Raw genomic sequence first — 13,752 nt, 5'->3', positions numbered from 1 at the left:
GAGGATGAAGGGCTTGCTGGCCGGTTCATGCCTGGGTGCCATTGGTTTGACCCTGACCCTGGGTCTGGCCCCCCTGAACGCCGCCAACGCGGCGCAATCGAAGGTACCGGAGGTCGATAATTCCGTCAGCCCGTGCCAGGATTTCTTCCTGCACGCCTGCGGCCCCTGGATCAAGGCCAACCCGCTGCCGCCGGAACGGTCCATCTATGGCACCTTCCACGAGCTGGCCCAGCGCAACCAGAACACGCTGCACGATATCCTGGAAAAGGCCGCCAAGGGCGGGGAACCGGGTACGGCCAAGATCGGTGCCTTCTATGCCGCCTGTATGGATGAAACCGCTGTCGACAAGGCCGGCATTGCGCCGCTGAAGCCGGTGCTGTCGCAGATCGACGCGCTGAAGGACAAGAAGCAGCTTGCCGCCCTGGTGGCCAGCCTGCACCAGTCCGGCATTGATGTGCTGTTCGGGTTTGGCCCGCAGCAGAGCTTTGCCAAAGCGGAAGACACCATCGCCGCCTTCGACCAGGGCGGGCTGGGCCTGCCCGACCGCGATTATTACCTGAATGATGATGAGCGGTCAGCCACCCTGCGCGGTGCCTATGAAAAGCACATCACCGCCATGTTCACACTGGCCGGCGACAAGCCGGACGTGGCCGCCAAGAAGGCCGCCGCCGTCATGGCGTTTGAGACCAAGCTGGCCCGCGTGACGATGAGCAAGCAGGACCGGCGCGACACCCAGAAGCTGAACAATCCCACCAGCTTCAAGGCCTTCAACGCATCGGCCCCCGCCATCGATTTCGCAGCCTATGTGCGCGACGTGAAGGCACCCGCCTTCGCGGATATGAATGTCAACGACCCGGCCTTCTTCACGGGGCTGAACAAGGCCTTTGGCGACACCGATCTGGCCGACCTGAAGACCTATTTCCAGTGGCACGCGCTGCGCGCCGCCGCCCCTTGGCTGGCCAAGCCCTTCGTGGATGAGAATTTTGCCTTCTATGGCAAGACGCTGTCGGGTGCCCAGGAACTGCGCCCGCGCTGGAAGCGCTGCACCGATGCCGCCGACAATGCATTGGGCGAAGATCTCGGCAAGCATTTCGTGGAAACGGCCTTTGGCCCGGAACACAAGAAGCGCATGTTGGTGATGCTGGACGATCTGCGCACCGCCTATGCCGCCGATATCAAGGAACTGGACTGGATGGGTCCGGAAACCAAGACCAAGGCGCTGGAAAAGCTGGCCGCCATGGAACAGAAGATCGGCTACCCCGAAAAGTGGCGTGATTACACGGCCCTGACCGTGAAGAAGGATGATCTGCTGGGCAACCAGTTCCGTTCCGCCGGGTTCGAGAACAGCTATCACCTGTCCAAGATCGGCAAGAAGGTGGACAAGAACGAATGGTTCATGACCCCGCCGACAGTGAATGCCTATTACGATCCCAGCCAGAACAACATCAACTTCCCCGCCGGCATCCTGCAGCCGCCCTTCTTCGACTTCCAGGCCGATGATGGTTTGAATTACGGAGCCATCGGTGCCGTGATCGGGCATGAGATGACCCATGGTTTCGATGATGAAGGCCGCGGCTTCGATGCCAAGGGCAACCTGAAGGATTGGTGGACCGCCGACGACGCCAAGAAGTTCGAAGCCAAGGCCCAGTGTCTGGTGGATCAGTACGGTTCCTATCAGGTGGCCGGTGACACCAACCAGAATGGCAAGCTGACCCTAGGTGAGAATACGGCCGATAATGGCGGGTTGCGGCTGGCCCTGATGGCGCTGAAGCAGCGCGTTGGCGGCGACAAAGCCCTGACCACCAAGGGGGCCGATGGTTACACGCCGGAACAGAAGCTGTTCTATGGCTGGGCCAGCGTCTGGTGCTCCTCTGCCCGGCCGGAAGCCGAACGCCTGCGCGCCAAGACCGACCCGCATTCCGCCCCGCGTCACCGGGTGAATGGCACCGTCGGTAACATGGCGGAGTTCGCCCAGGCCTTTAATTGCAAGCCGACGGACCCGATGGTGCGTGGCGACAAGGCCTGCAAGGTCTGGTAACTCTGGGTTGCCTGCGGCCAATCGTCCCATTTGGAACGGTTGGCCGCAGGCGGGAGATACCAGTTACCAATCCGTTACAAAAAGCACTTAGCTTTTACAGCACGGCTTCGTGCTAATCTGCGCCCACGCTAAAAGCCCGAAAAAACGGGCATCCATACGCGTACCATCCAGCATCGGCGACCGTCGGGGTTTACATGAAGCTGAAAGGCTTGCGGGGCACGTCCCATTTGGGGGCGATCGGTTTGGCATTGTTGGTGGGCCTGACGGCCTGCACATCGAAACCAACCCGGGTGGCGGAAGCGCCGGCACCCGCAAAGCCGCAGCCGCCGGCCCCCGGTCTGCCGGTGCTGGACCCTACTGTCTCCCCTTGCGATAATTTCTATCTGCACGCCTGCGGCATCTGGATGAAGGAAAACCCGATCCCGGCGGATCAATCGCGTTGGGGCACCTTTCAGCGGCTGGCGGATCAGAACCAGGGCGTGTTGCGCACCATCCTGGAGGATGCGGTCGCCAATCCAAAGCCGGAGACGGCGAAGATCGCCGCCTTCTATGCCGCCTGCATAGATGAGGCGGCGGTGGAGACCAAGGGGCTGGCCCCCTTGCAGCCGACACTGAGCCGGATCGACGCGCTGCGCAACAAGCAGCAGCTGGGCGCTCTGGTGGGCACACTGCATGACCAGGGCGTCGGTGCCTTTTTCAGCTTCGGTCGGATGCAGAAATTCAGCGACGCGGTGCAGACCATCGCCGTTGCCGACCAAGGCGGGTTGGGCCTGCCCGACCGTGATTTCTATTTCAAGGATGACCCCAAATCCAAGGAACAGCGGGCAGCCTATCTGGCGCACATCACCCGCATGTTCACCCTGGCCGGCGATACGCCGACCACCGCCGCTGCCCGCGCCAATACCGTAATGGTGCTGGAAACCAAACTGGCGGACGCGTCGATGACGCGGGTGGAACGGCGCGATCCCAACAAGCGTAACAACCCCACCACCTTCAAGGCCTTTGCCAAGAAGCATGAAGGGTTCGACTGGGCTGCCTATGTGAAGGCCAGCGGCGCGCCCGCCTTCACCGACATGAATGTCGGCAATCCCGGCTTCTTCAAGTCACTGGAACAGGTGCTGAAAAGCACGCCGCTGGACGAGTTGAAAACCTATCTGCGCTGGCAAACCCTGCGCGCCGCCGCCCCCTGGCTGCCCAAGGCGGTGGCGGAAGAGAATTTTGACTTCTATGGCCGCACCCTGTCCGGCACCAAGGAGCAGCGCCCGCGCTGGAAGCGCTGCGTGGCTGCCACTGACGGCGCCCTGGGGGAGGATCTGGGCAAGTATTTCGTCGCCAAAACCTTTGGCCCGGAACATAAGGCCCGGATGCAGGGCATGGTGAAAGACCTGCTGGATGCCTTCACCGACCGGTTCGGCGCGCTGGATTGGATGGGGTCGGCGACCCAGGTGAAGGCGCGCGAAAAGCTGGGCGCCATTGCCACCAAGATCGGCTATCCGGAAAAATGGCAGGATTACACCGCGCTGTCCGTGGCGCCGGATGATCTGCTGGGCAATGTGTTCCGCGCTGCCGCCTTTGATCGGCGCGACAGCCTGTCCCATATCGGCAAGCCGCGTGACCCCAGCGAATGGGGCATGACGCCGCCGACGGTGAACGCCTATTACTCCCCGCAACAGAATAATATCAATTTTCCGGCCGGCATCCTCCAGCCACCCTTCTTCGATTTCTCCGCCGATGACGCCTATAATTACGGCGCCATCGGTGCCGTGATCGGCCACGAAATCACCCATGGTTTTGATGATCAGGGCCGCAAATATGCCGGCGATGGCAACCTGTCCAACTGGTGGACAGAGGATGACGGCAAGAAGTTCGAGGATAAGGCCCAGTGCCTGGTCGACCAGTATGGCGGTTACACCGCCGTTGAAGGCGTGAACCTGAACGGCAAGCAGACGTTGGGGGAAAACACCGCCGATAATGGCGGCCTGTCCATCGCGCTGGCCGCCCTGAAGAAGCATCTGGGCCCGAAGGTACCGGAAAAGATCGGCGGGCTGACGGCAGAACAGCGGGCCTTCTATGGCTGGGCCCATATCTGGTGCTCGCAGAGCCGGCCGGAAGCACGGCGCCTGCAGGCGTTGACCGATCCGCATTCTCTGCCGGAATTCCGCGTCAATGGCACGGTCTCCAACATGAAGGAGTTTGCGGCGGCCTTTAACTGCAAGCCGACCGACCCGATGGTCCGGGGCGACAAGGCCTGTAAGGTCTGGTAAATGAACAAGGGCCGGCGACAAATGCGCCGGCCCTTTTCTTCTTCGGATCGCGCCTATGCCGAACCAAGCCACTGCCCTGCCGCCGATCCGGCTTTCTACCGACGCCGATATAGCCGAGATCAATCATGTCTGGCGCGCCTCGGTCGATGCCACGCATGGCTTCATCAGTCCAGCGGATCTGGATTATTATGAAGAGCTGCTGCGCACGCTCTATCTGCCCAGGTTCAGGGTCTGGCTGGCCACCAATGCGGCGGGGAAGATAACAGGCTTTATCGGACTTGGCGGGCCGAGGATTGATTGCCTGTTCGTCGATCCCAGCTTTCACCGCCAGGGTGTCGGGCAACGGCTGATCGCCCATGCAGCCAGCTTGCAACCGAACCTGCTGGTCGATGTCAACGAACAGAATCCGGGTGCCATTGCCTTCTATGTGGCACAGGGCTTCCGCTATGTCGGGCGCACCGACCTGGACCATTGCGGCAAGCCCTATCCGCTGGTCTATCTGGCCCGGTTCTAATACCAATCTCCCTTGTATCCGGACGGTGTCGCCGGCGGCTTGGTTGCCGGCGACCGGTTATTCCAGCACCGGCACCTCCCCCCGATCCACTAATTCCATGGCCCTCGCCTGTGGATGACCTCCACCTTGTAGAGACCGTTGACGGCTTCGGCCAAGGAATTCGTGGATCGGATGAAGGATCAGGGCGGGGCCTGTGACTGCGCGGGTGACATCGCCTATTGGTATCCCCTGCGCGTCATCCTGACCCTGATGGGGGGCCCGCGCGAGGATGAGGCGGAGGTTTTGCGCCTGACGCAACGGCTGCTCAGCCCGGCCGACAAATCGCTGAAGGCGCACAGGGCTGAACAGGGGGCGAATGGTCAGGTGAAGGTGCGCGGTGGTGGTGTGGTGGCGGATTTCGCCGCCTATTTCCACGATCTGGCCGCTCACCGCCGGCAGCATCCGGCGCGCGATATCATCTCCACCATCACCAATGGCCAGGGCAGACCATCCCGGCGGGGGATGCGGTCCAGCTTCATCCAGTCCGTCTTCGTCAGCGGGCATAAGAGCCTGCCCGTGACCTATCAATTCTGACCAGAGGCCGCCAGCAATGAGCGACCATGATCGGGCAGCAGTGGCAATCCACCGGACACATTTGCACCGATGGCGGGATCGTGCGTCACCAGCAGCAGGGCGGTGTCATGTTCTGCGACATGCTGCATAAGCAAATCCATCACCTCCTGCTGCGTGATCGGGTCCAACTGCGACGTTGGCTCATCGGCAAAAATGAAGGCCGGTGAGAGAAGCAGAAGCCGCAGCAGGGAGATGCGCTGAAGCTCGCCACCCGAAACCTGATCCGGACGGCGCTGCAGAAGGTCGGGGTTCAGCCGCAGCCCGGCCATCATCGGCGCCACTCTGCCGAGGTCCAGGCGGTGTAAACTGATCAGATCGTTCAGCGCCTGCCCAAGGGGGATGCGTGGCGCGAAAGCGGCGGTTGGATGCTGATACAGTTTTTGAAAGCGCATTGTGGCGATCCAAGGTGCGCGGGTGACCTCACCCGCGTCCACCGGGGTCAAACCAAGCAGGGCATCCCCAAAACTCGTCTTGCCGGAACCGCTGGGGCCGACGATGGCGCGGCATTCACCTGCCTTGATGACGACGTTGATGTCCTTGAACAGCGTTTTGTGTCCATAGCGCTTGGTCAGCCCATGCGCTGTCAGGATCGCTGCGCCATCGGTGCGTGCAGGCCGGCGCGCCGGCCAGGCGGCGGGTTCGGCGGCCAGCAGGCGCCTGGTATATTCATGGGCCGGTGCAGACAGGATTGTGCTGGCGGGGCCTTGCTCCACGATTTCACCATCCAGCATGATGATCACCTCACCGCCCAGGGCCCGGGCGACATTGATGTCATGGGTGATGGTAACCAGTGTCCGCCCCTCCGCCAGGGCTGCCCGCAGCAGGGCGACAACGGCATCACGTAGCGCGATGTCCAGACCCTTTGTCGGTTCATCGACAAGCAGAATGTTCGCACCGGCGGCGGTGGCGGCGGCAAAGGCGACCCGTTGTGCCATGCCGCCGGACAGCATGAAGGGGTAATGGCGCTCCGCTCCGCCAAGGCCAAGATGGCGCAGCGCGTCACCCGCCACGCCACGCGCGTTGCGGCGGGACAGGCTCCGGTATCCCTCCGCCACCTGATCGACCGCCTTCATCGTCGGGTCCAGTGAGCGCCAGGGCTCCTGGGGGAGCGTGGCAAGGGTACGCCCCCAAAGGCGGTGCCGGTCCGGGGTGGTGGCGGGCCCCGCCACACCATCGATGACGATGGTGCCGGTCGCATTCAATCCTGCGGCCAGCGTGCCCATGATCGCCTGCGATACCAGCGACTTGCCCGAACCCGTCTCTCCCAGGATCGTCAGGCTGTGACCGCGCTCCACCGCGAAGGAAACATGGCGCACCAGATGTGCCTGGCGCGACCGGATATTAAGACCATCGACCACCAACGCCATGCTCATTGCGGCTTGTCCCTGGAGGCCAGAAGGGCAAGGCACAGCAGGCCCGTTGCCAGAAGGGTGATGGGCGCCGCGATCAGCCAGGGGGCGGCGCGATAATACGGGAAATATTCCGACATCATCTGTCCCAGTTCCGCGGTTGGCGGATGAATACCGACATTGATATAGCCAAGGGATGCGACAGCCAGCACCGTCGTCGCGGCACCGTAAGCCATAAGCGTCAGCAGCAGCGGTGCCACCTCTGGCAGCACATGGCGCCGGATGATGTAGGTTGCGCCGAAACCCAGCAGACGGGCGGCCTGCACCTCCGATCCGGCGAGGATCGGTCGCGCTGTCGCCCGGACGACGCGGAAATACTCAATCCAAAGGGTAAGCGAGATGGCGGCATAGATGAGCCATACCTCGCCAGGTGCAAAGGCGATGAGAAGGAAAACCAGCAACAGGCCGGGAATGGCCAGCATCATGTCGGCAATGGCAACAAGAATGCGCTCCATCCAGCCGCCCCACCACGCCGCCGCCAGACCGGTCGATACACCGGCAATCGCCGCAGATGAGACGGAGAGCAGTGCCAGCAGAAAGGATATCTGCGCCGCCTGTGCCAGACGCGCCAGCAGGCTCCGTCCCAGATTGTCCGTGCCCAGCAAATCACCGCCACCGGGCGGCATCAGGGTACGGCCCAGGTCTTGCTGCGCCGGATCAAGGCCGATCAGCACCGGGCCGGCCAGCGCAAAGGCGGCAATGGCGATCAACAATGCCGCAGCGATACGGCGTGGCCAGCCCCCCATCATCCTGCGCGCATCCGGGGGTCGAGGGCAACCAGCACCAGGTCAATGACCATGTTGAAAAGGACGAAGAGGATCGCCATGACAAGCACGGCACCTTGTATCAGCGGGATGTCGCGCTCCCGTACCGCATGACTGAGGGCATGGCCGATGCCAGGCCAGGCGAACAGCGTCTCCACGACGATCGCCCCTTCAATCAGATAGACAAACTGCATGGCAAGATGCGCGATCACCGGCACTGCCATATTGCGTACACCATGCCGCAGCACGACCGTGCTGAGCGGCAATCCCTTTGTCAGGGGGAAATGAAAATATGCCGACCGCGCGACATCGATCATCGCCGAGCGGACGACCCGGCTGGAAACGGCGGCAAGCCCGAGGGCAAGCGTGAGGGCGGGTAGAATGATCGTGCCCCGCTGCGTATGCCCCGCCGCCGGCAGCCAGTGCAGGCTGGCGGCAAAGATGATGATCAGGATAATACCGGTGGCAAAGGGCGGTAACGCACGCAGGAGGGCCGAGCCAAGGAGGTTGAGCCGATCAACCAAGCCACCCGGGCGCAGTGCGGCGATGATGCCGATGGGCGGCCCGATGAGCAGGGAGAACAACATCGCCAACCCTGACAGTTGCAGCGTATGGCCAAGCTGTTCCCGGATCAGCCCCCAGACCGGCTTGCCCAGCGTATAGGATCGGCCAAGGTCGAACCGCGCCAGGGCGCTGACGGAGGAAAGCCACGCGGCGGCCATGGGCTTATCAAGGCCCAGTTCCGCCCGGACCTCCGCCGCCGCAGCCTGTGTCGTCATTTCCTGCCCATAGCGGCCACTCGCAATGTCGAAGGCGATGTCGCCGGGCAGGAAACGTACCATGAAGAAGCACAGGCTCGACACGAAGAGGGCGGCAAGCAAAGCCTGCAGAACCCTGCGACCCAGAAGGGAGGCGATGGATCGCATCAGTCAGCCCACCGCATTGCGGCCATGTTATAGCTGCGCTCAAGTGCATCGACCTGCACATTGGCCAGCCGCTTGTCAAAGGCTGCGATACGCCTGTTGAAGATAAGGGGAATGACCGGCAACTCCGCCTGTAAGGTCTGCACGATCTGCTGGCGCAGGGCTGCGGCCCGTTCCGGTGCCGCGCCGGATGCCAATGTCTGCAACGCCGCAATCATGTCTGGATTATTCCAGCCCATCGCGCCCCAGTCCGCACCGCCCTTTGCATAATCCTGCATCAGGACGGCCACCGGGTTGGCAACCATCATGTGGTTGCGGGCAAACATCGCCAGTTCCAGGGTGCCATCACGATGCGCCGCAACGATCTCCGCCGGGGAGCACGGGATGACGCTGATTTCCACACCGATCCGCCGAAATTGCTGCTGGAGCGCGGCGGTGATGAGCGGCTGATCTGTGCGGGTGGCCAGCGACAGAAGTTTCAGGGCAAAACGCTCGTCGCCCCGCAGAAGGATACCATCTGCCCCCGGCTGCCACCCCAGTTCCGCCAGCAGGCGCTGTGCCTGTGCCACATCGGTGTGGAGCCGGGGCAGGTTCTTGTCGTGCCAGTCTGTGAAAAATTCCGGCAGCAACTGCGTCGCCGCGCGATCGGCATTGCCGAAAAGCCCGGTGGCGATGGCAAGCCGGTCAACAGCAAGGCTGAGTGCCTGGCGCGCACGGAGATCGGCAAGAAATGGATGCCCGACATTGAGTTTGAGCAAGGTCGTGCGGGGGCTGGCAATATCGACGATATGAACATGGCCGGCGTCGCGCAACCGGCGCTCACTCGGCCAATCAAGGTCGAAGACAGCGTTCGCCTGCCCACTTTCCGAGAGTAAGGCGCGGGTTTCCGGACGAGCGGCGGAAAGGTAGCGTGCCCGATGGATTGCCGGGGGCACACCGCCCCACCGTTCCCAGGCTTCGACAGCAACCTCCTGCTCGGTTATCCCGGTTATGCGATAAGGGCCAGAGCCGATGACCTGGACCGCCTGATCTGCCGCATCGAAGGAGGCGGGGGCGAGGATGATGGTGCTGTCATGCGCCAGCACGGGCAACAGCAGCGCAGACGGCGTGGCCAGCCGGATGATCACCCGCCCTTCATGTGCGGCAATAGCGGCAATGGGAACAACATGCATCACCCCCGGCCGCTTACGGGCACGCTCCAGCATCCGGACGACCGGTTCCGCGGTGACGGGGGTTCCATCATGAAAATGGGCCCCGGGGCGCAGATCAAACCGCCATTCCAGCCCATCGGCGGACATTTCCCAATGCAGGGCAAGGCCGGTGGAGATATGGCCCCGGTCGTCAACATTCACCAACGTCTCCGCAATGCCCATCAGCGCATAGAATTTTCCGGCACTGGTCGGCTCGCGTTTGGTGGGGTGTGAGGCTTCAACGATCAGGAATTCACGATCAGCCGTCTGTTCGCCGGGGGAACAGCCGCAAAGCAGCCCCCCCAGACCAACTGCGCCCAGCAGCATGTCACGCCGTGTGCAGCCACCCTTCATCGCTTCCGCCCTTTCATTTTATGGCATGGCCGGCGCCAATTTCATGGCAAATCCCCCGGTCCCGGTCAGTAGGTCAGCCGGAGACTGCCATAGAACGCACGCCCGTCATTGGGGGAATGGAGCGGGGATTGCGTTATCCGGTCGTAATAGACATAGGCCGTGCGATGGTCGGTAACGTTGCGGACCTCCACGCTCACCTCAATATTCGCCGTGAGCTGGTATCCCGCTTCGATGTTGAAAAGAGCGGCATCGCCGAAACGGCCATGGCTGTTGGAGGCATCCAGTTCATATTTGGACTGACCATAGAAAGTCGCCGCAAGACGGAGCGGTTCGATCGGGCGGTATTCGATGCCCCCCGACACCAGATAGGCGGGGACATGATCGATCCGGTTGCCCGCAAAGCCGGGTGTCGTCGGATCTGGTACCACGATGATGCCCTTCTGCCAGGAAAAAGCCCCCCAGACATTCACCAGCGCCGAGGGCCGGACGTTGATCTGGGCGTCGATACCCCTGCGCCGGGTTCGGCCCAGATTGATGAAATCGCCCGTGGCATTGCGCAGCACGATCTCATCCGAGGCCGTCTGCTGCCAGACGGCAACCCGGCTCTCGACCTGTGAACCCAGATTATATTTTACGCCGGCTTCCCAGCCGTCATTCACCGAGGCGGAAAGGCTCGACACCTGGGGCGGCACGATATAGCTGCCGACACCGAGACCGATCTGGAATGTCCGGCCATAATTGCCGTAGACGCTGAGCCCGGGTAACGGCGTCACAACCGCGCTGATTTTCGGTTGCTCAATCGTGCCATAATCATTGACGGGATAGCGCGTGTCATTGGCAACATTGAGATAGTGACCGTCAACCCGGTCAATGCGATAGGCGGGCGTCACCTTCAGCCATGGGGTTGGTTCGATGACAGCCTGCACATAACCGCCATAGACGTCGAGGATGAAACGACGGTCGAACACGCGTGAGCTGCGGACCCGGGCGGAGCCGAGCCAACGCTGATGGTGATTATCCTGCCGGTCCAGATTGGCGCCGCTCTCGATCCGGAGGTCGTGAAGGAAACTCTGCTCCGGATTATAATGCAGGGTCAGGCTGGCACCCTCCTGCTGTTCGTTCAGGTGTCTTTCCTGCTGGGATACGGTGGGGGCGATGCGGAAGAAACGCGTATCGTCGAAGCGGGTCATATAGATATTGCCGCTTGTTGTCAGCGCGTCGGTAAGCGTTGCCTCTCCCTGAAGGGTGAAGGAGTAGCCTTCCCGATCCCGTCCGTCATCGGCGTTGAGCGGCGGGGAATAGCGCGGTCGGGTCGCGGCATCTGCGCCCGACAGGAAGCCGCTGTCATTTCCATCTGATGTGAAATAACGCGCGATCAGACCGAAGCGCACATCATCGCCATTGTAGAACCATTTGCCCGCCGCGTTCTTGCGCCGCAAGGTGCCGCGATCACGGTAGCCGTCGCTTTCCCGATAGTCGAAGGAATAGTTCTGCGTGAACGCACCGGACTCTCGGCCAAGGGCAAGCTGGCCTTCATAGGTGCCCCAGGCCCCCACCGTCGTCTTTGCATCAAGATAGGTGCCACCGACGCGGGAGAAGATCGCAATATTGCCAGCAATATTATGGAGGCCATAGCGTGCATCGGAGGTGCCGCGCACCACTTCAACCCGTTCAATATCGATGGGGGGCACACCATCCAGCATCCACATATAGCCATCATTGGCATTGCTGGGCACGCCATCGATCAGCAGTTTCACCGCCATGATGCCGCCTTCGGCATTGAAGCCGCGGAAAGACACCGCACCATTGGTGCCGCCCTGGTGAAAATCAGTGACCAGGACACCCGGCATCCGGGACAGCAGTTTGAAGGTGGAATCGACATTCTGCCGCTGGGCGACATCTGCCCCCATAATGTCGACGGAGGTGAGAATATTCCGCAGCGGGCGGTCCTTGACCCCGGTGACGATGATCTCACCTATGGAAAAGCTCGTGTCACCCCCGGTTTCCGCCCGACCCTGTCCGATGAAAAAAATGCCGCCGATCAGAACGATGAAAGAACAATTCTTAAGGCGCGATATCATTCAATGTCCCCAAGGTACCCAATATTCCCTGGCTTATTGACGAAAGTTTCCCCTTTTTCCACAAGTTAGAAACGGTTAAAGCGATAATGGTAACGGGTTGCAACAGCATAGCGCATCCCGTTGACACGACAAAGGGAAGCCCACCGTCGGCATCAAACGCGCCGCCCTGGCCGACAATATAAAATGATGGCTATGGCTCAACGGGGGAACAGCGTTCACTTGACGCCAAATCCTCCAAAAAAGGGAGTCATTGGCGGACCGCGACCTGCCATCACACCGTCACGTAGGGTTCCCGGAGGGGGGCAGGTTGGATGACAGACAGGTCAATATGCTCAACAGCGATGACGGCGATCCGGCTTTCAAGATGGCACTCGGCCGGCTGCCGTCGGCGGCGGACCTCTGTTCGCAATCCACCATCTCGCGCCTGGAGAACCGGCCGGACGCCCGTGCCCTGCTGCGCATGGGCCGGGCGGTGATCGCGCTTTACTGTGCCAGTTTCCGCCAGGTGCCGCAGCGCATCGTGCTGGACATCGATGACGCGTTCGACGCCACGCATGACCACCAACAGTTGTGGCTGTTCAACGCCCATTACGACGAATATGGCTTCCAGCCCATCATCGTGTTCGATGGAGAGGGCCGGTTCGTTGCAGCCCTCCTGCGGCCCGCCCGCCGCCCCAGCGGTCGGGAGATAGCCTCCACCTGCGTTGCCTGGTCCGGATGATCCGGGCCCACTGGCCCCGGGTGGAGATCCTGGTTCGGGCCGACAGCCACTATGCAGCACCGGAGGTGTTTGACCTCGGCCGGACCTCGGGCGTGGATTTCATCTCCCCATGGCGCACCGCCCAGTTCGACACGATCCGCCTGCGTCTGCTGAAAATTGCCGCCCGCGTCGTCGAGATGAAGACCAGGCTGCGCGTCCATCTGCCAACCGCCTGCACCGTCCAGCCTGTGCTCGCCATTGTTCTGACAAGGACAACACGCCTCGTCACCTGAAACACAGGGCAGCGTGCCCAGCCAGAACCCGTCCCGCCAACCGCAAAAACACCATCCGGATACTCGCCAACCAGCGGCACGGGGAGGGGGGTGTCCATACAACCCTTCCCAGAACAACCGCTACGCCGGCCCGGCACTATCACGACCACGGTGCATAATTCGGGCTAGGGCGAATCGCGGAAAAGCGGAATCGCTTTGGAGTGTGAAGCCGCTCGCTGAACAGGGACTTATACCAGCGGCATGAAATCATGACCGATGGTCGCGCTTTCGTGCCGCTCAATCGCCGGCGCCAGCATCCGCTGACTTGGCTACGCCGCATGAGCGGCGCGGCGGCGGTCGCAGCAATACCAACGGTCATTAATTATGACCGGGCCTGTTGAGAAATCCGATTGGTGATCTGAGGATTTGCGGTCTGTTCAGATGGTGAATGTGTTCAGAGCGCTGTTTGGCAGGAGCAAACAGCGCAGCATCAGCAGCAGATAAGCGGCCAGGCGCTTGAGGTTGACCGCAGCGGCGGCGAGGTATGCCTGGATTTGCATGTTGTCGAGACCGCGGCGGACGGCGCGGCCCAGTCCGTGCCAGGTCTTGGCCTCACCATGGTAGCCTTCGA

Annotated in this window: 10 protein-coding genes and 1 pseudogene; 5 read left to right on the top strand and 6 right to left on the bottom strand. The window is 61.7% G+C overall.

Annotation, left to right across the window (positions count from 1 at the left end):
- Nucleotides 1-4: 4 nt before the first annotated feature.
- The 4 genes from GE253_RS17245 (at nt 5) to GE253_RS17230 (ending at nt 5,389) form a co-directional block, all read left to right on the top strand.
- Complete coding sequence (locus GE253_RS17245) at nt 5-2,038, top strand: M13 family metallopeptidase (RefSeq protein WP_153205394.1); 2,034 nt, start codon at nt 5-7, stop codon at nt 2,036-2,038.
- Between the two features lie 194 nt (nt 2,039-2,232).
- Nucleotides 2,233-4,302 carry a M13 family metallopeptidase gene (locus GE253_RS17240; RefSeq protein ID WP_153205393.1) on the top strand — a complete coding sequence of 690 codons (2,070 nt, stop codon included), beginning with the start codon at nt 2,233-2,235 and terminating at the stop codon, nt 4,300-4,302.
- 55 nt (nt 4,303-4,357) lie between these two features.
- Nucleotides 4,358-4,816 carry an acetyltransferase gene (locus tag GE253_RS17235; protein ID WP_153205392.1) on the top strand — a complete coding sequence of 153 codons (459 nt, stop codon included), beginning with the start codon at nt 4,358-4,360 and terminating at the stop codon, nt 4,814-4,816.
- 171 nt (nt 4,817-4,987) lie between these two features.
- On the top strand, nt 4,988-5,389 hold the full coding sequence (locus GE253_RS17230) for a hypothetical protein (protein WP_153205391.1): 402 nt from the start codon (nt 4,988-4,990) through the stop codon (nt 5,387-5,389).
- Here GE253_RS17230 and GE253_RS17225 read toward each other — a convergent pair.
- The 5 genes from GE253_RS17225 to GE253_RS17205 all read right to left on the bottom strand — a co-directional run bounded on the left by GE253_RS17225 (nt 5,380) and on the right by GE253_RS17205 (nt 12,149).
- The gene (locus GE253_RS17225) at nt 5,380-6,801 is read right to left on the bottom strand and encodes an ATP-binding cassette domain-containing protein (protein WP_153205390.1); all 1,422 of its coding nucleotides are present in this window, start codon (nt 6,799-6,801) and stop codon (nt 5,380-5,382) included. The two genes, GE253_RS17230 and GE253_RS17225, sit on opposite strands and share 10 nt — an antisense overlap.
- Entirely contained in the window at nt 6,798-7,586 is a 789-nt protein-coding gene (locus GE253_RS17220; protein ID WP_153205389.1) for an ABC transporter permease, read from the bottom strand. Before GE253_RS17220 ends, GE253_RS17225 begins: the two co-directional genes overlap by 4 nt.
- Nucleotides 7,583-8,527 (bottom strand): ABC transporter permease, encoded by a 945-nt coding sequence (locus GE253_RS17215; protein ID WP_153205388.1) that lies wholly within the window; start codon nt 8,525-8,527, stop codon nt 7,583-7,585. Before GE253_RS17215 ends, GE253_RS17220 begins: the two co-directional genes overlap by 4 nt.
- Nucleotides 8,527-10,068: an ABC transporter substrate-binding protein gene (locus GE253_RS17210; RefSeq protein ID WP_153205387.1), complete on the bottom strand. Its 1,542-nt coding sequence runs from the start codon at nt 10,066-10,068 to the stop codon at nt 8,527-8,529. Before GE253_RS17210 ends, GE253_RS17215 begins: the two co-directional genes overlap by 1 nt.
- 65 nt (nt 10,069-10,133) lie before the next feature.
- Nucleotides 10,134-12,149, bottom strand: coding sequence for a TonB-dependent receptor (locus GE253_RS17205; protein WP_153205386.1), 2,016 nt, complete (start codon nt 12,147-12,149; stop codon nt 10,134-10,136).
- Nucleotides 12,150-12,498: 349 nt separating this feature from the next.
- On the opposite strand from GE253_RS17205, the pseudogene GE253_RS26320 reads away from it, so the two are divergent.
- A pseudogene (locus GE253_RS26320) lies at nt 12,499-13,142 on the top strand (transposase); the annotation flags it as partial.
- A gap of 416 nt (nt 13,143-13,558) precedes the next feature.
- Here the strand turns inward: GE253_RS26320 and GE253_RS17190 are convergent.
- Nucleotides 13,559-13,752 (bottom strand): transposase (locus GE253_RS17190; protein WP_173012692.1); only part of this gene is annotated, 194 nt, incomplete at its 5' end.

Source organism: Niveispirillum sp. SYP-B3756 (assembly GCF_009495745.1).
Taxonomy (GTDB): Bacteria; Pseudomonadota; Alphaproteobacteria; order Azospirillales; family Azospirillaceae; genus Niveispirillum.
This window is presented reverse-complemented; position numbering and strand designations above follow the sequence as displayed.